24 protein-coding genes are annotated in these 18,768 nt (G+C 63.1%); 11 read left to right on the top strand and 13 right to left on the bottom strand.

Annotated features, from left to right (window positions below; translation table 11 throughout):
* Positions 1–7: 7 nt before the first annotated feature.
* Positions 8–313 (bottom strand): hypothetical protein, encoded by a 306-nt coding sequence (locus IB235_RS02605; RefSeq protein WP_155038049.1) that lies wholly within the window; start codon positions 311–313, stop codon positions 8–10.
* A 156-nt stretch (positions 314–469) separates the two neighbouring features.
* Complete coding sequence (locus IB235_RS02600; protein ID WP_225612023.1) at positions 470–703, bottom strand: heavy-metal-associated domain-containing protein; 234 nt, start codon at positions 701–703, stop codon at positions 470–472.
* Positions 704–736: 33 nt separating this feature from the next.
* Here IB235_RS02600 and IB235_RS02595 point away from each other — a divergent pair, with 33 nt between their 5' ends.
* The gene (locus IB235_RS02595; RefSeq protein ID WP_155038048.1) at positions 737–1,645 is read left to right on the top strand and encodes a DMT family transporter; all 909 of its coding nucleotides are present in this window, start codon (positions 737–739) and stop codon (positions 1,643–1,645) included.
* Positions 1,646–1,696: 51 nt separating this feature from the next.
* Positions 1,697–3,496 carry a translation elongation factor 4 gene (lepA, locus tag IB235_RS02590; RefSeq protein WP_155038047.1) on the top strand — a complete coding sequence of 600 codons (1,800 nt, stop codon included), beginning with the start codon at positions 1,697–1,699 and terminating at the stop codon, positions 3,494–3,496.
* Between the two features lie 121 nt (positions 3,497–3,617).
* On the opposite strand, the gene IB235_RS02585 is transcribed toward lepA, so the two are convergent.
* Together IB235_RS02585 and IB235_RS02580 are read right to left on the bottom strand one after the other, a co-directional pair.
* Positions 3,618–3,986: a hypothetical protein gene (locus tag IB235_RS02585; protein ID WP_192335372.1), complete on the bottom strand. Its 369-nt coding sequence runs from the start codon at positions 3,984–3,986 to the stop codon at positions 3,618–3,620.
* Positions 3,987–4,116: 130 nt separating this feature from the next.
* Complete coding sequence (locus tag IB235_RS02580) at positions 4,117–4,293, bottom strand: entericidin A/B family lipoprotein (RefSeq protein ID WP_155038045.1); 177 nt, start codon at positions 4,291–4,293, stop codon at positions 4,117–4,119.
* Between the two features lie 232 nt (positions 4,294–4,525).
* Between IB235_RS02580 and IB235_RS02575 the strand changes: the two genes are divergently transcribed.
* Positions 4,526–4,825, top strand: a complete 300-nt coding sequence (locus IB235_RS02575) for a hypothetical protein (RefSeq protein ID WP_155038044.1) — start codon at positions 4,526–4,528, stop codon at positions 4,823–4,825.
* Here the strand turns inward: IB235_RS02575 and IB235_RS02570 are convergent.
* Positions 4,822–5,589 carry an alpha/beta fold hydrolase gene (locus IB235_RS02570; protein WP_192335908.1) on the bottom strand — a complete coding sequence of 256 codons (768 nt, stop codon included), beginning with the start codon at positions 5,587–5,589 and terminating at the stop codon, positions 4,822–4,824. The genes IB235_RS02575 and IB235_RS02570 overlap by 4 nt on opposite strands.
* 75 nt (positions 5,590–5,664) lie before the next feature.
* On the opposite strand from IB235_RS02570, the gene IB235_RS02565 reads away from it, so the two are divergent.
* The gene (locus tag IB235_RS02565; RefSeq protein WP_155038042.1) at positions 5,665–6,045 is read left to right on the top strand and encodes a hypothetical protein; all 381 of its coding nucleotides are present in this window, start codon (positions 5,665–5,667) and stop codon (positions 6,043–6,045) included.
* A gap of 18 nt (positions 6,046–6,063) precedes the next feature.
* Here the strand turns inward: IB235_RS02565 and glyA are convergent, their stop codons facing one another.
* Complete coding sequence (gene glyA / locus IB235_RS02560; protein ID WP_192335370.1) at positions 6,064–7,347, bottom strand: serine hydroxymethyltransferase; 1,284 nt, start codon at positions 7,345–7,347, stop codon at positions 6,064–6,066.
* 143 nt (positions 7,348–7,490) lie between these two features.
* On the opposite strand from glyA, the gene IB235_RS02555 reads away from it, so the two are divergent.
* Positions 7,491–8,240: an NAD kinase gene (locus tag IB235_RS02555; RefSeq protein ID WP_192335368.1), complete on the top strand. Its 750-nt coding sequence runs from the start codon at positions 7,491–7,493 to the stop codon at positions 8,238–8,240.
* 32 nt (positions 8,241–8,272) lie between these two features.
* A complete protein-coding gene (locus IB235_RS02550; protein ID WP_192335366.1) occupies positions 8,273–9,868 on the top strand; it encodes a peptide chain release factor 3 in 1,596 nt (531 codons plus the stop codon).
* 333 nt (positions 9,869–10,201) lie between these two features.
* Here IB235_RS02550 and IB235_RS02545 read toward each other — a convergent pair whose 3' ends face one another.
* A complete protein-coding gene (locus IB235_RS02545) occupies positions 10,202–10,624 on the bottom strand; it encodes an OsmC family protein (RefSeq protein ID WP_155038038.1) in 423 nt (140 codons plus the stop codon).
* Between the two features lie 162 nt (positions 10,625–10,786).
* On the opposite strand from IB235_RS02545, the gene IB235_RS02540 reads away from it, so the two are divergent.
* Positions 10,787–11,155, top strand: coding sequence for a DUF305 domain-containing protein (locus tag IB235_RS02540; RefSeq protein WP_155038037.1), 369 nt, complete (start codon positions 10,787–10,789; stop codon positions 11,153–11,155).
* 55 nt (positions 11,156–11,210) lie between these two features.
* Here the strand turns inward: IB235_RS02540 and IB235_RS02535 are convergent, their stop codons facing one another.
* Positions 11,211–12,347, bottom strand: a complete 1,137-nt coding sequence (locus IB235_RS02535; protein ID WP_155038036.1) for a deoxyguanosinetriphosphate triphosphohydrolase — start codon at positions 12,345–12,347, stop codon at positions 11,211–11,213.
* A gap of 75 nt (positions 12,348–12,422) precedes the next feature.
* On the opposite strand from IB235_RS02535, the gene IB235_RS02530 reads away from it, so the two are divergent.
* Together IB235_RS02530 and xth are read left to right on the top strand one after the other, a co-directional pair.
* Positions 12,423–12,758, top strand: a complete 336-nt coding sequence (locus tag IB235_RS02530) for an iron-sulfur cluster assembly accessory protein (protein ID WP_155038035.1) — start codon at positions 12,423–12,425, stop codon at positions 12,756–12,758.
* Positions 12,759–12,796: 38 nt separating this feature from the next.
* Positions 12,797–13,582, top strand: coding sequence for an exodeoxyribonuclease III (xth, locus tag IB235_RS02525; protein ID WP_192335364.1), 786 nt, complete (start codon positions 12,797–12,799; stop codon positions 13,580–13,582).
* Positions 13,583–13,585: 3 nt separating this feature from the next.
* Here xth and IB235_RS02520 read toward each other — a convergent pair whose 3' ends face one another.
* From IB235_RS02520 to IB235_RS02515, 3 genes are read right to left on the bottom strand one after another with little or no spacing between them, the layout of a single operon-like run.
* Positions 13,586–13,939: a hypothetical protein gene (locus IB235_RS02520; protein WP_155038033.1), complete on the bottom strand. Its 354-nt coding sequence runs from the start codon at positions 13,937–13,939 to the stop codon at positions 13,586–13,588.
* Entirely contained in the window at positions 13,939–14,067 is a 129-nt protein-coding gene (locus IB235_RS25520) for a hypothetical protein (RefSeq protein ID WP_255524281.1), read from the bottom strand. The genes IB235_RS02520 and IB235_RS25520 overlap by 1 nt, the downstream gene beginning before the upstream one ends.
* 2 nt (positions 14,068–14,069) lie before the next feature.
* Positions 14,070–15,926 carry an extracellular solute-binding protein gene (locus IB235_RS02515; RefSeq protein WP_155038032.1) on the bottom strand — a complete coding sequence of 619 codons (1,857 nt, stop codon included), beginning with the start codon at positions 15,924–15,926 and terminating at the stop codon, positions 14,070–14,072.
* A gap of 280 nt (positions 15,927–16,206) precedes the next feature.
* Between IB235_RS02515 and IB235_RS02510 the strand changes: the two genes are divergently transcribed.
* Positions 16,207–16,989 (top strand): 3-hydroxybutyrate dehydrogenase, encoded by a 783-nt coding sequence (locus tag IB235_RS02510; RefSeq protein ID WP_192335363.1) that lies wholly within the window; start codon positions 16,207–16,209, stop codon positions 16,987–16,989.
* Here IB235_RS02510 and IB235_RS02505 read toward each other — a convergent pair.
* Positions 16,986–17,465, bottom strand: coding sequence for a dihydrofolate reductase (locus tag IB235_RS02505; protein WP_192335361.1), 480 nt, complete (start codon positions 17,463–17,465; stop codon positions 16,986–16,988). The genes IB235_RS02510 and IB235_RS02505 overlap by 4 nt on opposite strands.
* Positions 17,465–18,280 (bottom strand): thymidylate synthase, encoded by an 816-nt coding sequence (locus IB235_RS02500; RefSeq protein WP_192335359.1) that lies wholly within the window; start codon positions 18,278–18,280, stop codon positions 17,465–17,467. Before IB235_RS02500 ends, IB235_RS02505 begins: the two co-directional genes overlap by 1 nt.
* 131 nt (positions 18,281–18,411) lie before the next feature.
* Here IB235_RS02500 and IB235_RS02495 point away from each other — a divergent pair, with 131 nt between their 5' ends.
* Positions 18,412–18,768, top strand: a complete 357-nt coding sequence (locus IB235_RS02495) for a hypothetical protein (protein ID WP_155038028.1) — start codon at positions 18,412–18,414, stop codon at positions 18,766–18,768.

The following is an 18,768-nucleotide window of genomic DNA, read 5'->3' as shown; positions in this document are numbered from 1 at the left end:
TCTGGTCTTAGCGTGAGCAATAGGCCTCGGCGGTCGAGGCAAAGCGTTCGTAGCGCCGCCAGAAGGCGTTGTCGGCGTCGGTCTTGGACATGCGCACCGATTGCGCCTCGTCCGCATCGCTGAAGAAGCGGGCGGCACGGCGCTGGTCGGAACGCGACAAGGTCTGGTCCGCAACCTGCTGGATGCAGCCGCAAAGGCCGCGGTCGGTCGAGCGGCGGGGGGATTTGGCACATGCGGAATCTATGGGGCCGGCTACGGCAAGCGGCGTCGTCAAAGCCACCGCCGCCGCGGCGATGATCAGGCGGTTCAACATCACTGTCTCCTCGGATCGGGCAAGGCGCGGCGGGGCTGAACACCCTCACAAGGCCGCAAATTATCCACAGAGATTAACAGAAACCGCCTCATCGCTCAATCGCACTGGTCCGACCAGTTCTGGAGGACTGGCGGAAAATGGCCGCAAGATATGCGCTCAGGCGGCTTTGGGCGTGTATCCGGCCTGACGAATCACCGCCTCGGCGCGGGTGGCATCCAGCCCCTCGACCTCGACGATATGGGTGGTCAGATCGGTGCGGGCATGGCCACCCGCATCGGCCACCGCCTTTTCGATGGTGGCGGTGCAATGGCCGCAGCTCATATCTTCGACATGGAAGCGCATCTGGGTCCCTTTCCGGCTGGACCCCCCGATCATCGCGGCATATGCCATGGCCTGCAATTCCTACAATTGAGGTCCTGGGCCATGGGCGGCGAGAATTTTCGTGCGGCGATGCTGATGCTCGTCTCGATGGTGCTGTTCGCCGTCGAGGACATGTTCATCAAGCTTCTGTCCCAGGAGCTGCCCTTTGCCGAGGTTCTGGGCATGATCGGCCTGCTTGGCTGGCTGTGCTTCTGGGGCATGCTCAAGCTGCAGGGCGGGCATATGTGGACGCGCGATCTGGCGCGCCCGCTGGTGGTGCTGCGCAACCTGGCCGAGGCGGTGGGCTCGATCGGTATCGTCGTCGCCCTGGCGCTGACCGAACTTTCCTCGACCTCGGCGATCATGCAGGCGTTGCCGCTGGCCATCGTGCTGGGGGCGGCGGTTTTCCTGGGCGAGCCGGTTGGCTGGCGGCGCTGGACGGCCATCGGTGTCGGTTTCCTTGGCGTGCTGCTGGTGTTGCGCCCCGGTCTTGGGGATTTCCAGCCCGCCTCGCTGATGGCGCTGGTCGCGGTGATCGGCCTTGCCGCACGCGACATCGCCACCCGCCGCATTCCCGCGCAGATCCATTCGCTGCAACTGGCGGCCTCGGCCTTTTTCGCGATCCTGCTGGCCTCGATCGCGATGGGCGTGGTGCTGGGGCAGGAATTCGTCATGCCCAGCCTGCGGCAGTGGCTGCTGTTTGCCGGCTGCATGGCGGTCGGCGTCGCCGGCTATTCGCTGCTGGTCACCGCCACCCGTCTGGGCGAGGCCGCGGCGCTTGCCCCCTTCCGCTACGCCCGGCTGGTTTTTGCCCTGACGCTGGCCGTCATCGTCTTTGGCGAGCGCCCCGATGCGCTGACGCTGAGCGGTGCCGGATTGATCGTCGCCTCGGGCTGTTACGCCATGTGGCGCGAGGCGATCCTGCGCCGCCGCCAGCTTCGTGCCGCAGGGTTTGAGCCGCTGCGTGGCTAGGCCATCGCGTTCCCCCTTCCCGCAAACCCATTTCCCCAGTATAGCCGCGCCATGACCGACCTTGACCTCATCCGCAATTTCTCGATCGTGGCGCATATCGACCACGGTAAATCCACTCTGGCCGACCGCCTGATCCAGATGACGGGCACGGTCGCCGAACGGGACATGAAAGCCCAGCTGCTCGACAGCATGGATATCGAACGCGAACGCGGGATCACCATCAAGGCGAACACCGTGCGCATCGAATATCCGGCCAAGGACGGGCGCAGATACGTGTTGAACCTGATCGACACCCCCGGCCACGTCGACTTCGCCTATGAGGTCAGCCGCTCGATGCGCGCGGTCGAGGGCTCGTTGCTGGTCGTCGATGCCAGCCAAGGCGTTGAGGCGCAGACGCTGGCCAACGTCTATCAGGCGATCGACGCAGGTCACGACATCGTGCCGGTGCTGAACAAGATCGACTTGCCCGCTGCCGAACCCGAGCGGGTCAAGGAAAACATCGAGGACGTGATCGGCATCGACGCCCATGACGCCATCGAAATCTCGGCCAAGACCGGCCTTGGCATCCCGGACGTTCTGGAAGCCATCGTGACGCGCCTGCCCGCGCCGAAAGGCGACCGCAACGCGCCCCTGAAGGCCATGCTGGTCGACAGCTGGTATGACGCCTATCTGGGCGTCGTCGTCATGATCCGCGTCATGGACGGCGTGGTTCGCAAAGGCGACCGCATCAAGATGATGCAGACCGGCGCGCTTTACGGCATCGACAAGCTGGCCGTGCTGAAGCCGGCGATGGTCGATATCGCAGAATTGGGTCCGGGCGAAATCGGCGTGCTGACGGCATCCATCAAGCAGGTCCGCGACACCCGCGTCGGCGACACCATCACGCATGAGAAGAAGGGCACTGACACGCCGCTGCCGGGCTTCAAACCTGCCCAGCCGGTGGTGTTCTGCGGCCTGTTCCCGGTAGATGCCAATGACTTCGAGGCGCTTCGCGACGCCATCGAGAAACTGGCCCTGAACGACGCTTCCTTCAGCTACGAGATGGAGACCTCGGCCGCGCTCGGCTTCGGCTTCCGTTGCGGCTTCCTTGGTTTGCTGCACCTTGAGGTGATCCGCGACCGTCTGGAACGCGAATACGATCTGGACCTGATCACCACCGCGCCTTCGGTGGTCTTCAAGCTGCACATGAAGGACGGCGAAGTGCGCGATCTGCACAACCCCGCCGACATGCCCGACCTGACCTATGTCGACCATATCCAGGAACCGCGGATCAAGGCCACGATCATGGTCCCGGACGAATATCTGGGCGACGTGCTGAAGCTGTGCCAAGATCGCCGCGGCATCCAGATGGACCTGACCTATGCCGGCAACCGCGCCATGGTGGTCTATGACCTGCCGCTGGCCGAGGTGGTCTTCGACTTCTATGACCGCCTGAAATCGGTGACCAAGGGCTATGCGTCCTTCGACTATCAGATCAGCGAATACCGCGAGGATTTCCTGGTCAAGATGTCGATCCTGGTGAACGATGAGCCGGTCGATGCGCTGTCGATCATGGTCCACCGCGACCGTGCTGAAAGCCGTGGCCGTGTGATGGTGGAAAAGCTGAAAGAGCTTATCCCCCGCCACATGTTCAAGATCCCGATTCAGGCTGCCATCGGCTCGCGCGTGATCGCCCGCGAGACGCTGTCGGCGATGCGCAAGGACGTGACCGCGAAATGCTATGGCGGCGACGCTACGCGTAAGAAGAAGCTGCTGGAAAAGCAGAAGGCCGGTAAGAAGAAGATGCGGCAGTTCGGCAAGGTCGAAATCCCGCAGACGGCCTTCATCCAAGCGCTCAAGATGGACAGCTGAGGTCTTAGTCCGAGCTGCAGAATCGAAACGCCCGCCGTCACCCGGCGGGCGTTCTCATTTATCGCATTTCCGCGGTTTCGAACCGTGCTGCCTGACGTCGGTCCGACACTGCATCCAGCGATCAGGCCCTGTCGCCGCCGATAACCTGCCGCCACGCCCCCTCATCCACCTTTCGCAGCCGCTCCAATGCGTCGACGGCTTCGGCGCGGATGGCTTCCTTGCTGTTCTTTTTCACCTCTGCGACCTCGGCGTTGATCTTTTCGATTTCGTCCAGCTTTATGCCGGCCTCGTGCGACAGCACCAGCAGCGCCTCGATGATCTTGCCAAGCTGCTTGCCGAAGCTTGCGACCTCGGTCTGGATGCGGTCCTCGATCTCGGGGATGCCCTTGAGATCGGAGGACCAGAAGCGCGGCTGGATTTCCTGATTGACCTGAACGTCGCCGGAAAATGGCGCTTTCAGAATTGCGGCCCACAAATCGAACGGCGTCATGGCAGGTTCCCCGGTTGTGACGCGCTGGATTCTGGGTGGCATCGGGGCAAACCGTCAACGCAGCAATGATCGGACGCGATCGGCCTGCCCTGAAACGGGCAGGGGAACGCGGGCTGGCCTTTGTTTGGCCTCAATACGGGGCAGGGGCCGTGTAGGGCTGTTGCCCCATCTGGGTCTGGCTGGTCGCGGCCTGATCGGTCAGCAGCGCGCCCGCTGTCTGCATGTCGCGGCCCGCGCCCTGCATGGTTTCGCAGGCCGAGACCGCCATGACGGCCAAAATCGGGGCAAGGTGAAGGATACGGCGCATTGGTTGCTCCTTGTCGTTGACTGCTCGTTTTGGCCAAGACTAGGGCAGGATTTATGCCACCACCGCTCACACAAGCGCGAGATGAGCGGCGCAGGCGGGTTGTCGGCGGAAAGTCACGCGCGGGACGAAGGGATTGCGCGGAAGCTTGCCGATGCTGTGGCGTGGTGAGAAATCATGGAGCCTGCCCAAGCCGTTAGCGTTTTCTTAATTCGTTTCGGCGCAGGCTTCGGTCATGCGTCTTATGATCCTGTCTCTGTTGATTCTCGCCTCATGCGCGTCGCCCGCGCCGGAATATTTCGGCGCAACGCGGCATGATCTGGAAATCGACGGCATCCGCTTTGCCGTCTTCGTCAAGGAGAGCGAGGCCGAGGTGATCCGACTGGGCTATCTGTCCCGCAAGGACCGCGCGCGCGTTCCCGAATTGATGATGCAGGCCGCCAGTCAGGCCAGTGGCTGCGAAGCGATCGCGAACAGCCTGACCTCACGCATCCCCGGCGATACCGGAGAGGGCAAGGTCAGCCTGCGCTGCTAGTCGAAGAAGGTGGCGACGGTCTCGGCGACCTCGACTGGGCGGTCGGCATGCAGCCAATGGCCAGCCCCGGCAAAATAGCGCAGCTTTGCCTGCGGGAAATGGGCGCGGATCGCCTCGACCTGCGGTTCACGGCAATAATCGGATTCGGCCCCGGCAAGGAACAGCGCCGGACCGGAGTAGCTGCCCTTGGGGGCATCTGCGGGCCAGCCGACCAGATTGGGCATCTGTGCGCGCAAGGCGGGCAGGTTGAACTTCCAGCGCGGCGGCTCGGATTTCAGGTCCAGCGATTGCAGCAAGAACGCCCGCACGCCCGGTTCCGGCACGAACTCGGCCAGCCGCGCATCGGCGGCCGAGCGAAGCTTCAACCCGGTCAGGTCGGTGCCCTCCATGGCGTCGATCAGCGGGGTCTGGGTATGGGCATAGGCATAGGGGGCGATGTCCAGAACGGCCAGTTTGCGCACCGTTTCGGGATGGGTCAGCGCCAGCATCATCGCGGATTTACCGCCCATCGAATGGCCCAGCACATCCGCCTGTCCACCGACCGAGCGGATGATCTCGGCCAGATCGCCGGCCAGCGCGGGATAGCTATGGTCGGCGTCGTGGAAACTGTCGCCATGATTGCGCATGTCGACAAGGATCACCCGTCGCGTCTGTGCCAGCCTGCGGGCCAACCCGCCCAGATTCTTGCCCGATCCGAACAGCCCATGCGCCAGAAGCACGGGCAGCTGCGTCGAATCCTCACCGGTAATCGTCATGTTCAGCATCATGGCGGCAGCCTAGCGGTACTGGCGAAAAACCGCCAGAGGCGGTAGCCTTGGCGGAAAGGCAAGGGGGCGGGAATGATCGACACGATCAGGCCGATGGCGGATGAGGTGGCAAGCCTGATGGCGGCGCGTTTCGGCGGTGTCCGGCGCGGTCATACGGCGGATCTGGCGCAGATGCTGAAGCGGCGCGGTGGGGCATTGCCACGCAAATTGCGGCGCGAGGCCATGCTGCTGGCCCATGCCGACAGTCTTGCGGGTCATCCGAAACTGGCGCGGCAGGTGGATTTCCAGAAGCTCGATCACGCGCATAGGGCGCTGACGGCCTATCTGCGCCCCTTGGGGCAGGCCGGACGGATCGGAGGCGGGGTGCTGAGCGTGGCCGCAAGCGTCATCTTCGGCCTGATGATCCTTGGCGCGTTCGCCCTTTGGATCATGACGATGCGCGGGCTTGTGTAAGCCCGCGCAGTTTTTCGATCACATGCCCTGATACAGCGGGAACTTGGCGCAAAGCGCCTCGACCTCGGCCTTCACTTTGGCCTCGACCTCGGCATTGCCCTCATCGCCATTGGCGGCAAGGCCGTCGACGACCTCGACGATCCAGCGCGCGATCTGGCGGAACTCTTCTTCCTTGAAACCGCGGGTGGTGCCCGCCGGCGCGCCCAGACGGATGCCCGAGGTCACGAAGGGTTTTTCCGGATCGAACGGCACGCCGTTCTTGTTGCAGGTGATGTGCGCACGGCCCAAGGCCGCCTCGGTCGCCTTGCCGGTCACGCCTTTCGGGCGCAGGTCGGCCAGACACAGGTGGTTGTCGGTGCCGCCCGAGACGATGTCGATCCCGCCCTTCATCAGCTCATCGGCCATCGCCTGCGCGTTTTTGACGATCTGCGCTGCATAGTCCTTGAAGCTGGGGTCCAGCGCCTCTTTGAAGGCGACGGCCTTGGCGGCGATGACATGCATCAGCGGGCCGCCCTGCAGGCCGGGGAACACCGCCGAGTTGATCTTTTTCGCGATGTCGGCGTCGTTGGTCAGCACCATGCCGCCGCGCGGGCCGCGCAGCGACTTGTGCGTGGTGGTGGTCACGACATGGGCGTGCGGCAGCGGCGAGGGATGCTGGCCACCGGCAACCAGACCCGCGATATGGGCCATGTCGACCATCAGATAGGCGCTGACCTCATCCGCGATCTTGCGGAATTCGGCCCAGTCCCAGATGCGGCTGTAAGCGGTGCCGCCGGCGACGATCAGCTTGGGCTTGCTTTCCAGCGCCTTCCTGCGGATCTCTTCCATGTCCAGCAACTGGTCCTGCTGGCGCACGCCATAGCTGACGACGTTGAACCATTTCCCCGACATGTTGACCGGCGAGCCATGGGTCAGGTGGCCGCCCGAATTCAGGTCAAGGCCCATGAACGTGTCGCCCGGCTGCAGCAGCGCCAGGAACACGGCCTGGTTCATCTGGCTTCCCGAGTTCGGCTGGACGTTGGCGAATTCGCAGCCGAACAGCTGTTTCGCGCGCTCGATCGCCAGCGTCTCGGCGATATCGACATATTGGCAGCCGCCATAGTAGCGCTTGCCCGGATAGCCTTCGGCATATTTGTTGGTCAGGACCGAGCCCTGCGCCTCAAGCACCGCCTTGGAGACGATGTTTTCCGACGCGATCAACTCGATCTCGTCGCGCTGGCGGCCCAGTTCCTTGCGGATTGCGCCAAAAATTTCGGGATCGCGGCTGTCCAGCGTCTCAGTGAAGAATCCGGTATCGGGCATCTGGTCCTCATACAAAAGCGGCTTGCGGCCTCATAGACCGAAATCTCACGGCCCGCTAGGGACGGATGCGACGCCTGTGCGGTAGATATTCCTGTATCCATCGGGGGCTTGCGCCGCGCCGATCCCGCGCCATGATGGCGGGCATGAAGATTCATTTCATTTCAAGCAGCACCGAGGCCGCCGCCAGCGCCGCCGAGACCCTGTCCGAGCGCTACGGCCACGTGCCCGTCCGCGAGGCCGAGGTGATCGTCGCCCTTGGCGGTGACGGCTTGATGCTGAACGTCATGCATCAGAACCGCGGACTGCCGGTTTACGGCATGAATCGCGGCACGGTCGGCTTTCTGATGAACGCCTATTCCGCCGAAAACCTGCCCGAGCGCATCGCGGCGGCCGAGGAAACCGCGACCAATCCGCTGGCGATGACCGCAGGCACGACCGACGGGCATGAGCATTGCGCGCTGGCCATCAACGAGGTCAGCCTGCTGCGCGCCGGACCCCAAGCCGCGCGGCTGCGCCTGTCCGTCAATGGCCGCGTCCGGATGGAGGAGCTGGTCTGCGACGGCGCGCTGCTGTCCACGCCCGCTGGGTCGACCGCCTATAACTACTCGGCCAATGGTCCGATCCTGCCGCTTGGTTCGGACGTGCTGGCGCTGACGGCGATTGCCGCCTTCCGCCCCCGGCGCTGGCGCGGTGCGATCCTGCCCAAATCCGCGACCCTGCGCTTTGACGTGCTGGAGCCCGACAAGCGCCCGGTCATGGCCGATGCCGATTCGCGCGGCGTCGATTCCGTGTTGTGGGTCGAGATCCGCTCCGAGACCTCGATCAGCCACCGTCTGCTGTTTGATCCCGGCCATGGGCTGGAGGAAAGGCTGATGCGCGAACAATTCGTTTGAGGCTGCTTGCGGGGCAGGGTAAAGGGCCGGGCATGAGCAACCGTCCCGATCTTCCGCCCGAAATCGCCCGCCGCCGGACCTTTGCGATCATCTCGCACCCGGACGCCGGCAAGACCACCCTGACCGAAAAGTTCCTGCTGTTCGGCGGGGCGATCCAGATGGCCGGTCAGGTCCGCGCCAAGGGCGAGGCGCGGCGCACGCGCTCGGACTTCATGAAGATGGAGCAGGACCGCGGCATTTCCGTGTCCGCATCCGCCATGTCCTTCGAATTCGGGAAGTATCGCTTCAATCTGGTCGACACCCCCGGCCACAGCGATTTCTCGGAAGATACCTACCGCACGCTGACGGCGGTGGATGCGGCGATCATGGTGATCGACGGCGCCAAGGGCGTCGAATCCCAGACCCGCAAGCTGTTCGAGGTCTGCCGTCTGCGCGACCTGCCTATCCTGACCTTCTGTAACAAGATGGACCGCGAATCGCGCGACACGTTCGAGATCATTGACGAGATTCAGGAAAACCTTGCCATCGACGTGGCCCCGGTGTCCTGGCCGATCGGCATGGGCCGCGATTTTATCGGCGCTTACGACCTGCTGCATGACCGGCTGGAGATCATGGACCGCGCCGACCGCAACAAGGTCGCGGAAACCGTGCAGATCACCGGCCTCGACGATCCGAAACTGGCCGATCACGTTCCCGCCGAGCAGCTTGCGAAGCTGCGCGAAGAGTTGGAGATGGCGCGCGAGTTGCTGCCCAAATTCGACCGCCAGTCCTTCCTTGAAGGGCACATGACTCCGATCTGGTTCGGCTCGGCGATCAACAGCTTTGGCGTCAAGGAACTGATGACCGGCATCGGCGAATTCGGCCCCGAGCCGCAGCCGCAGCATTCCGCAGAACGCGAGATTTCGCCGGACGAAAACCCGGTCACCGGCTTCGTCTTCAAGGTGCAGGCCAATATGGACCCCAAGCACCGCGACCGCGTGGCCTTCGTGCGTCTGGCGTCCGGCCATTTCGAGCGCGGGATGAAACTGCTGCATGTTCGGTCCAAGAAACCGATGGCGGTGTCGAACCCGGTCCTGTTCCTTGCCGCCGACCGCGAGCTGGCCGAGGAAGCGTGGGCAGGCGACATCATCGGCATTCCGAACCACGGCCAGCTTCGCATCGGCGACGCGCTGACCGAGGGCGAGGGCCTGCGCTTCACCGGCATCCCCAGCTTTGCCCCGGAACTGCTGCAGACCGTCCGCGCGGGCGATCCGATGAAGGCCAAGCATCTGGAAAAGGCGCTGATGCAGTTTGCCGAGGAAGGTGCGGCGAAAGTCTTCAAGCCGATGATCGGCTCGGGCTTTATCGTCGGCGTCGTCGGTGCCCTGCAATTCGAGGTTCTGGCCAGCCGGATCGAGATCGAATACGGCCTGCCGGTGCGGTTTGAGTCCTCGCAATTCACCAGCGCGCGCTGGGTCGCGGGTCCGAAGGACAAGGTCGAGACCTTTGCCCAGTCCAACAAGGGCCATATGGCGCAGGACCATGACGGCGATCTGGTCTACCTGACCCGCCTGCAATGGGACATCGACCGGGTGCAGCGCGACCACCCCGAACTGAAGCTGACCGCGACCAAGGAAATGATGGTGTAAAGACCGGCGGGGGCTTGGGATGATCTAAGCCCCTCGCAGTCGGATGAAGCCTTTTCCGGCTTCATCGGCATGGGGCTATTGGATGATGCACATTTTGCAGGTGTGGCAGCTACAAATGCTGTCGCATCCACCAAGCAGCAATGTCGGGGCAAGAAACAGCAAGATGGTCAAGGTTTTCATAATCTAACACGACCTGAGAGCCGGGTGTGGGAAATACACTTCCTGCCAGAGCATGACATATCTGACCGGCTGTTTCTCTAATCGGGTCTTTTCCCCATACAGAACGACCCACATGCGGCGCGGTGCAAGAACGCGCCGCATTGGACTTCCGCCTTACACGACGGTCACATCCAGCGTGACCTCGGCATTCAGCACCTTGCTGACCGGGCAGCCTTTCTCGGCCTGGCGTGCGCAATCCTCGATCACCGCCGGATCGCCATTGCCCGAGATTTTCGTGGTCAGATGCGCTGTCTTGATGGCAAAGCCCTCGCCATCCTTGTCCAACCCGATCTCGGATTTGGTCTCGATGGTGACATCGGTGACGCCCGCGCCTTGCAGGATCATCGACAGCGCCATGCTGAAACAGGCGGCATGGGCGGCGCCGATCAGTTCTTCGGGATTGGTGCCGGGCTTGCCCTCGAAGCGGGTGTTGAAGCCATAGGGCTGGTCCGACAGCACGCCCGAGCGCGTCGAAATCAGCCCCTTTCCGTCCTTGAGCCCGCCTTCCCATTTCGCAGAGCCGGAATTGACGATCATCGGTCAGTCTCCTTCATGGCTGAGGTTCGCGCCCCAACGCGCGACGATGCGCGCGGGTTCATCCGCGGCGTGAGGTCAGGAAACCGCAAGCTGACGGCTTTGTCATTTCCTCTTTTCGTCCGCCAGAGGCCTGATGCGGCAAGAAAACTCAGGAGGGAACCGATGCACCGTTCTTTTGCCAGCGCCGCAATCGCCGCCATGCTTGCCATGCCCGCCGTGGCGCAAGACCATTCGAACCATGCAATGGCGGGTCATGCCGATCCGACGGCCTCGGCTTCGACCCAAGCCTATCAGCAGGCCATGGACAAAATGCACAAGGACATGGCGATCGAGTACTCCGGTAATGCCGATATCGACTTCATGCGTGGCATGATTCCACACCATCAGGGCGCGATCGACATGGCCAAGGTGGTCTTGGAGCACGGCAAGGACGCGCAGGTCCGCAAACTGGCCGAGGAGGTCATCCGCGCCCAAGAGGCCGAAATCGCCCAGATGCAGGAGTGGCTGAAGGTTCACGACAAGGCCGAGTGACCTTCTTCGTTTCAGAAATACCCTCGGGGGGTGTGGGGGGCAGACAGCCCCCCACCTACTTCAGCAGCCGCTCGGCCTCGGCAATGGCAAAGCGGTCGGTCATCCCGGCGACGTAATCAAGGATGACCCGCGCCCGGCCCGTCTCATCGCCCGCCGCCTTGGCCGCGTCGAACCAGTGCTCGGGCATCTTGGACGGATCGTTTAGGTATAGCGGGAACAACCCGTTCAGCATCTCGGTCACGCGCTGGCGTTCGACGACGACCGTGGGCGCGCGGTACATGCGCTGGAACAGGAACAGCTTGATCGCCTTGAGGTTCTGATAAAGCGGCTTGGAAAACCGGATGATCGGGCCGTCCATGTCGCGGATGTCCTGCGCGCTTTGCGGCTGCAGGCTGGTCAACCGATTCTGGGCCACCGCGATCACATCCTCGACCATGACGCCAAAGACCCGGCGCAGGGCCTCGTGTCGGCGGCGCATCGGGTCCAGACCGGGATGCAGGGCATCGACCTCGGCAAAGGCCTCGCCGACGACGGGCAATTGGGACAGGTCTTCCTCGGTGAACAGCCCGGCGCGCAGCCCGTCATGCAGGTCGTGGTGGTTATAGGCCACGTCATCGGCAACGGCGGCGACCTGCGCCTCGGCGCTGGCATTGGTATGCAGCTCAAGGTCCCATTCGGCGTTCACATCGGCCAGCGCATAGGGCAGGGGTCCGGTGACCGGGCCGTTATGCTTGGCAATGCCTTCCAGACTTTCCCATGTCAGGTTCAGCCCGTCGAAATCCGCGTAATGGCGTTCCAGCTTGGTCACGATGCGCAAGGCCTGCGCGTTGTGGTCAAAGCCGCCATAGGGCTCCATCAGCGCGGCAAGGGCGTCCTCGCCGGTATGGCCGAAGGGCGGGTGGCCAAGGTCATGGGCCAAGGCCACCGTCTCGGCCAGATCGGCGTTCAGGCCAAGCACGCCGGCGATGGTGCGGGCGACCTGAGCGACCTCGATCGTGTGGGTCAGGCGGGTGCGGTAGTAATCGCCCTCGTGCTCGACAAAGACCTGTGTCTTGTGCTTCAGCCGCCGGAAGGCGCTGGAATGGATGATCCGGTCGCGGTCGCGCTGCCACGGGCTGCGAAAGGTTGACATGCGTTCCGGCCAGTGGCGGCCGCGGCTTTCTTCGGGTTGGCAGGCATAGGGTGCAGTCATGTCGTCTGGCATTCCTTGCGGGGTCTTCACCTCAAGCCTATATACCGGAATAACCGACGGAAACGGGAACACCCCATGAACGCCCAGCTCAGCCTGCCCCCCAAGGTCACCGCCCGCGCCTTTGCGCGGCTGGCCGAGATCAATGCGGACGGTCCGGTCCGCCCCCTGCGGGTCGCGGTCTCGGGCGGCGGCTGCTCGGGGTTTCAATATGACATCCGCTTCGACGAGACCGCCGATGACGACCTGATCCTGAACGGAGAAGGCCAAAGCGTCGTCGTCGATCCGGTGTCGCTGCCCTTCCTTGCCGGGGCGACCATCGACTTCACCGATGAGCTGATCGGCGCGCGTTTCGTGATCGAGAACCCCAATGCCAGCTCGTCCTGCGGCTGCGGCACGTCCTTCTCGATCTGATCTGGCCTTGAGGGCGGCGCGCGGCTAATCTCGCGCGCATGAAAATCGCGACATTCAATATCAACGGCGTCCGCGCCCGGATCGAAACCCTGACCGGCTGGCTTTCCGAGGCCCAGCCCGATGTCGTGGTGCTGCAGGAAATCAAGACTCAGGATGAGGGCTTCCCAGCGGAACCCATCGCCGATCTGGGCTACAATATCGAGACCCACGGCCAGAAGGGCTTCAACGGCGTCGCGATCCTGTCGAAGCTGCCGCTTGAGGATGTGATGCGCGGCTTGCCCGGCGACGATGCCGACGAACAGTCGCGCTATATCGAGGCCACCGTGATCGGCCAGCGCGCCGTGCGCATTGCCGGGCTGTACCTGCCCAATGGCAATCCGCAGCCGGGGCCGAAATTCGACTACAAGCTGGCCTGGATGGAACGCCTGCGCGCCCGCGCCCGCGAATTGCGCGGGGCCGAGATCCCGACGGTCATGCTGGGCGATTACAACGTCATTCCCGAACCCCGCGACGCCGCCAACCCGGAAAAATGGGTCGATGACGCGCTGTTCCAACCCGAAAGCCGCGCGGCCTTGCGCCGTATCCTGAATGATGGCTGGGCGGATGCGGTGCGGCTGCGCGATCCCGACAATGCGCGCGGCCCGTTCACCTTCTGGGATTATCAGGCCGGCGCCTGGCAGAAGGACAATGGCATCCGCATCGACCATATCCTGCTGTCGCCGCAGGCCGAGGACCTGCTGATCGACATCGGCATCGACCGGGACGAGCGCGCCAAGGACAAGCCCAGCGACCACGTCCCCGTCTGGGTCGATCTGGACGCCTGAGCCCTAATCCCGCCCGGTCCGGTCGCCGTCATCGGCGACCTCGTCGTCATCACCGAAACGCGCGTCGTCGTCATATTCGTCCTCGCCTTCGCCGACGAATTTCGACGACAGCGCGATCGAGTGATTGTCATGCGACGGGTCCATCACGATGTCTGACGGGATTTCTCCGGCCAGCCATTCGCGGATCTCGTCCTTGGTCTCGTCGATTTCCTGACCGGTGACCTCGGCGATGTATTTCACGAAGGCGCGCTGGTCGCCGTCGATCTCGGTCAGGTCTGCCTCATCCGCCTCGGGCCATTTTTCCAGAATGGCGTCCGAGAAGGCTGGCCAGTTGTCACGGACATGTACCCATTTCATCAGTAACCCGAACCTCCCATGTTCCCCTGCGCCCATTGCGCGGTGCCGGTAATGTCCTGACCGACTCCGGCGACGGTGTTACATCCGGCCAACGCCAGAAGTGCGATGAGGGTTGCGATGCGCGTCAATTTCAATTCCTTTCCTCGTACCACCAGGTTTCAGGCATGAATCCGGGCCAGTCCCCGTAAATGGGTGTATTTTCAGGATAATGCAGTTCAGCTTTATGCGCCAAACGAGAAATTCGTGAATAGCTGACCGGGATGACATAGCGCCCCGCAGTCAGGATGCGGTCCAGGGCGCGCACCGCGGCACGGTAGTCGTCCTGTGTTTCGGCATGGCCCATCTCGGCGATCATCGCCTCGGCGGCGGGGGAATTCATGCCCATCCAGTTGCGGGTTCCGGTCTTTTTCACCCCGGCACTGCCCCAATACAGCATCTGTTCATTGCCCGGCGACAGCGACAGCCCGCGTTCGTACCAGGTCATGTCGAACTGGTAGTTGTTGGTGCGTTGGACATATTGCGCGGAATCCAGCAGCGTGACCTGAGGCTTGATCCCCAGATTGCGCAGGGATTCGATGAAGATATCGACGATCTGCCGGGTTTCGGAGGCCGAACGCATGGCGCTGCCCGACTGGTTCAGCAGGATTTCGAAGGCAAAGGGCCGTCCCTGCGCATCGCGTAACTCCCCCTCCTGCACGGTCCAGCCAGCCTGCGCCAGCAGGTCCAGCGCGGCGCGGATACCCTTGCGGTCAATATGGCGGTCACCGCCTTCGGGCAGGGTATAGCCCTCGATGGTGCCGGGGGGCAGGTCGGCGGCAAAGGGGGCCAGCAATTCGGCCTCACGGCCCGTGGCCGGACCGGGCTGCATCGCCAGTTCGGAATTGGCGAAATAGCTGGTGATCCGCGGGTCCTTGCCGCCGCTGAGGGTCATGTTGATGAAGCGATAGTTGAAAGCGTCGATCAGCGCCTGCCGCACGCGCCAATCGGCAAAGACCGGATTGCGGGTGTTCATCACCAGCCCCATGATCCCCGAGGGGCGTTCATGCGGGATCTCTGCCTTGATCACCCGGCCCTCGCGCACGGCGGGGAAGGTGAAGTCGCGGTCCCAACGCGCCGCGACCAGCTCGCGCCAGACATCGGTCTCGCCGGCCTTGAAAGCCTCGAACATGGCATTGGCATCGCCGAAATAGTCGAAGCGAATCTGGTCGAAATTATGCAGGCCCTTGTTCACCGGCAGGTCGCGGCCCCAATAGTCGGGATTGCGGCGGAAGCTGATGGCGCGGCCCGGATCGACCTTGTCGATGACATAGGGGCCAGTGCCGATCGGCGGCATCAGGCCCGACTGGCTGAAATCCTTGCCCTCCCATTGCGCCTTTTTCAGGATCGGGCGCATGCCCATCAGCAGCGCCAATTCGCGGTCGGGGGTGTTGAAGGTGAAGCGGATCTTGCCGGGGCCGGTCTGCTCCATCTTGGCGACCTTGGACCAGACGGCAGTATAGCGCGGATGGCCCTTGGTCCCCAGCGTCTCATAGGACCACATCACGTCCTCGACCGTGACCGGGCTGCCATCCGAGAATTTTGCCTGCGGTCGCAGGGTGAATTCGACCCATGTGCGCCCCGGATCGGTCTCGACGCTTTCGGCCAGCAGCCCATAAAGCGAGAAAGGCTCGTCGATCGACCGCATCATCAGGCTTTCGGTCAAAAGCCCCGGCTGGGTGAAGATCGGGAAGACCGGATTGCCCATCAGGATCCACGGATTGAGCGAATCAAAGGTTCCCGACTCGGCCAGTCGAATCGTGCCGCCCTTGGGCGCGTCCGGGTTGGTATAGGGCAGGTGGGTGAAGCCCGGTTTGAGGGCGGGTTCTCCATACATTGCAATGGCATGCATGGGATCGGCGGCACTTGCCAGCGGCATAGCTGCAACACACACGCCAAAGGCGAGCGCCCGCCAGATCGCGGATTCGTTAGAAATATTGAAGAATCGCATGCTCGATCGCCCTGTTTTCCGGGTCGGTTGTCTTGTCGTCGCCCAGATTAGCGATCCGTTCCGGCTGTGGCAAACTTACCCATTGGACTCAAGTGCCGAAAAGCGTATAGATAAATCACTGCTCGATAGGTTTCTTGCCTGTATGAAACCTGCCTCATGACTAGCGCCCGCCTTGTGCGGGCGTTTTTTTATGCCCTCGGCGGGTTCTTGCCCGGTTGTGCCTTTGCGGGATTTTCAACATCCTGCCGCCTGAATGATCCGGTCAGACAAGGGGGCAGGGATGTTTGCAAGGTTTCTCGAGGGCAAGACGGCGGTGGTGACCGGATCGAATTCCGGCATCGGTCTGGGCATCGCGGTCGAGCTTGCGCGGGCAGGCGCCGATCTGGTCCTGAACAGCTTTACCGACAATGACGACGACCACGCGCTGGCCGCAAGCCTTGCCGCCGAGCATGGCGTCACGGCCCGCTACATCCGCGCCGACATGTCCAAGGGCGACGATTGCCGGGCACTGATTCTGGCGGCGGGGCGCTGTGACATCCTCGTGAACAATGCCGGCATCCAGCATGTCGCGCCGATCCCGGAATTCCCGGCCGAGAAATGGGATGCGATCATTGCGATCAACCTGTCATCGGCCTTCCACACCACCGCGGTGGCGCTGCCGATGATGCGGGCCGCGGGCTGGGGGCGGGTGATCAACGTGGCCTCGGCCCACGGCCTGACGGCAAGCCCATTCAAATCGGCCTATGTCGCGGCCAAGCACGGTATCGTGGGCTTCACCAAGGTCACCGGGCTGGAAACCGCCACCGATCCGATCACCTGCAACGCGATCTGCCCCGGCTATGTGCTGACGCCCATCATCGAAAAGCAGATCCCCGACCAGATGAAGACCCATAACATGAGCCGCGAAGAGGTCATCGCCAAGGTCATGCTGCAGCGCCAACCCTCGGGGCAATTCGCCACGGTCGAGCAGGTCGGCGGCACGGTGGTCTATCTATGCTCGCCCGCAGCCGATCAGGTGACCGGCACGACGATTTCCGTGGATGGCGGCTGGACCGCGCTTTAACGGCGGCGGACCAGCTCGCGCAGGGTGAATTCAGGCCCGTCGCCCGGCAGGGTGCGGCGGGTCAGCTGGGTCCAGTGGCCCTCGTCAAAGGTGGGGAAGAAGGCGTCGGCCTCGGCGATCTCCAGATCGACCTCGGTCAGCATCAGCCGGTCGGCCAAAGGCAGCATCTCGCGATAGATCGCCTCGCCGCCGATGCCATAGATGCGGTTGTAACCCGCCTCATGGGCCATCGCGATGGCCTCAGGGACCGAGGAAGCGACATGCTCGGCCAGCGAGGCGTCGCGCGACACCACGATGTTCAGCCGGTTCTTCAGCGGCTTGAAGGGCAGGCTGTCCCAGGTCCGGCGGCCCATGATGACGGCGCCGCCGGTGGTCTCGCGCTGGAACATCTTCAGATCCTCGGGCGAGTGCCACGGGATCTGGTTGTCCTTGCCGATGGCGGAATTGCGGGCGCGGGCGACGATCAGGGTCAGCATCAGACGGCCACCGGAGCCTTGATCGCGGGCGCCGGATCGTAATCCAGAAACTCGAAATCCTCGAAGCGGAAGTCGAAGATCGACTTGACCTCGCGCGTGATCCGCAGCCGGGGCAGGGCGCGGGGTTCGCGCGCCAGCTGGGTCTGCACCTGATCCAGATGGTTCGAATAGATATGCGCGTCGCCCATCGTATGGATGAAATCGCCCGCCTCATAGCCGGTCACATGCGCCAGCATATGGGTCAGCAGCGCGTAAGACGCGATGTTGAACGGCACGCCCAGGAACATGTCGGCGGAACGCTGGTAAAGCTGCAGATGCAGCTTGCCGCCTTGAATGCGGACCTGCCACAGCGTATGGCAGGGCGGCAGGGCCATCTGGTCCACCTCACCAGGGTTCCACGCGGATACGATCAGGCGGCGCGAATCCGGGCTTTTGCGGATGCGCTCGACCAGTTCGGCGATCTGGTCGACCTCACCCACCACAACGCGGCCATCCTCGTCACGGACGGTCGGGAAATGCCGCCACTGGTGGCCATAGACCGGACCAAGGTCGCCATTCTCATCCGCCCATTCGTCCCAGATCGAGACGCCGTTTTCCTTGAGGTAGCGGATATTGGTATCGCCCGACAGGAACCACAGCAGCTCATGCACGATGGATTTCAGATGCAGCTTCTTGGTCGTGACCAGCGGAAAGCCCTGATCCAGCGGATAGCGGCACTGCATCCCGAAATGCGAAATTGTCCCCGTCCCGGTCCGGTCGGTCGAGGGCTGGCCCTGTTCCAGAACGGTGCGCAGCGCATCCAGATATTGCCGCATGGGGGCCTCCTTCTCGGGTCGGAACTTTGGGCAAGGGCTAGCGCAAATGGCCCCGCAATGCAAAGCGCGGACTATTACGATTTAATCTAGTGCGTATATCGTGTATTCTATCCCCATGCGGGAGAGTGCCGATGAGTCTGTCCGAGAAATTCGTCGATCTGGTCTTTCTGGTCACCACCTGTCGTGGCGGGTCCGATCTGCACCGGCTTCAGGCGATGCATCGCAGTCCGATCTGCCCGCCGGGATGGAGCGTCCGCGCCGCGGGGCCGAGCTGGTTCCTGATCTGGTTTCAGGACCCGGCACGGCTGATCCGTCTGCGCGTGGTGCTGGTCCCGCGCCGCTGGATCGGCTTGTCGCGGGCCGAAAGCCTTGCACTGGTCGCGGATCAGATGGCGCGCATTGAAAGCGCACCGTCGCAGAAACGCTCCAGCCCCGTCCTGCGCGACGCCCAGCACCGCATCGGCAGGGTGCTGGCGCGCCACTGGTAG

Origin of the sequence: Paracoccus sp. PAR01 (assembly GCF_014851995.1) — a bacterium.
In the GTDB taxonomy this organism is placed as follows: domain Bacteria; phylum Pseudomonadota; class Alphaproteobacteria; order Rhodobacterales; family Rhodobacteraceae; genus Paracoccus; species Paracoccus litorisediminis.
Note: the sequence above shows the minus strand (reverse complement) of the source record. Positions and strands in the feature narration are given on the sequence as shown.

Excerpts from the sequence above, each read along its gene's own strand:
- IB235_RS02605 (WP_155038049.1), bottom strand. The coding sequence starts at position 313 with ATGTTGAACCGCCTGATCATCGCCGCGGCGGCGGTGGCTTTGACGACG.
- IB235_RS02505 (WP_192335361.1), bottom strand. The coding sequence starts at position 17,465 with ATGCTGACCCTGATCGTCGCCCGCGCCCGCAATTCCGCCATCGGCAAG.
- IB235_RS02530 (WP_155038035.1), top strand. The coding sequence starts at position 12,423 with ATGAACGCCCAGCTCAGCCTGCCCCCCAAGGTCACCGCCCGCGCCTTT.
- IB235_RS02575 (WP_155038044.1), top strand. The coding sequence starts at position 4,526 with ATGCGTCTTATGATCCTGTCTCTGTTGATTCTCGCCTCATGCGCGTCG.
- IB235_RS02550 (WP_192335366.1), top strand. The coding sequence starts at position 8,273 with ATGAGCAACCGTCCCGATCTTCCGCCCGAAATCGCCCGCCGCCGGACC.
- IB235_RS02580 (WP_155038045.1), bottom strand. The coding sequence starts at position 4,293 with ATGCGCCGTATCCTTCACCTTGCCCCGATTTTGGCCGTCATGGCGGTC.
- IB235_RS02515 (WP_155038032.1), bottom strand. The coding sequence starts at position 15,926 with ATGCGATTCTTCAATATTTCTAACGAATCCGCGATCTGGCGGGCGCTC.
- IB235_RS02585 (WP_192335372.1), bottom strand. The coding sequence starts at position 3,986 with ATGACGCCGTTCGATTTGTGGGCCGCAATTCTGAAAGCGCCATTTTCC.
- IB235_RS02565 (WP_155038042.1), top strand. The coding sequence starts at position 5,665 with ATGATCGACACGATCAGGCCGATGGCGGATGAGGTGGCAAGCCTGATG.
- IB235_RS02555 (WP_192335368.1), top strand. The coding sequence starts at position 7,491 with ATGAAGATTCATTTCATTTCAAGCAGCACCGAGGCCGCCGCCAGCGCC.
- IB235_RS02510 (WP_192335363.1), top strand. The coding sequence starts at position 16,207 with ATGTTTGCAAGGTTTCTCGAGGGCAAGACGGCGGTGGTGACCGGATCG.
- IB235_RS02535 (WP_155038036.1), bottom strand. The coding sequence starts at position 12,347 with ATGACTGCACCCTATGCCTGCCAACCCGAAGAAAGCCGCGGCCGCCAC.
- IB235_RS02600 (WP_225612023.1), bottom strand. The coding sequence starts at position 703 with ATGGCATATGCCGCGATGATCGGGGGGTCCAGCCGGAAAGGGACCCAG.
- IB235_RS02500 (WP_192335359.1), bottom strand. The coding sequence starts at position 18,280 with ATGCGGCAATATCTGGATGCGCTGCGCACCGTTCTGGAACAGGGCCAG.
- glyA (WP_192335370.1), bottom strand. The coding sequence starts at position 7,347 with ATGCCCGATACCGGATTCTTCACTGAGACGCTGGACAGCCGCGATCCC.
- IB235_RS02545 (WP_155038038.1), bottom strand. The coding sequence starts at position 10,624 with ATGATCGTCAATTCCGGCTCTGCGAAATGGGAAGGCGGGCTCAAGGAC.
- IB235_RS02495 (WP_155038028.1), top strand. The coding sequence starts at position 18,412 with ATGAGTCTGTCCGAGAAATTCGTCGATCTGGTCTTTCTGGTCACCACC.
- IB235_RS02540 (WP_155038037.1), top strand. The coding sequence starts at position 10,787 with ATGCACCGTTCTTTTGCCAGCGCCGCAATCGCCGCCATGCTTGCCATG.
- IB235_RS02520 (WP_155038033.1), bottom strand. The coding sequence starts at position 13,939 with ATGAAATGGGTACATGTCCGTGACAACTGGCCAGCCTTCTCGGACGCC.
- IB235_RS02570 (WP_192335908.1), bottom strand. The coding sequence starts at position 5,589 with ATGCTGAACATGACGATTACCGGTGAGGATTCGACGCAGCTGCCCGTG.
- xth (WP_192335364.1), top strand. The coding sequence starts at position 12,797 with ATGAAAATCGCGACATTCAATATCAACGGCGTCCGCGCCCGGATCGAA.
- IB235_RS02595 (WP_155038048.1), top strand. The coding sequence starts at position 737 with ATGGGCGGCGAGAATTTTCGTGCGGCGATGCTGATGCTCGTCTCGATG.
- lepA (WP_155038047.1), top strand. The coding sequence starts at position 1,697 with ATGACCGACCTTGACCTCATCCGCAATTTCTCGATCGTGGCGCATATC.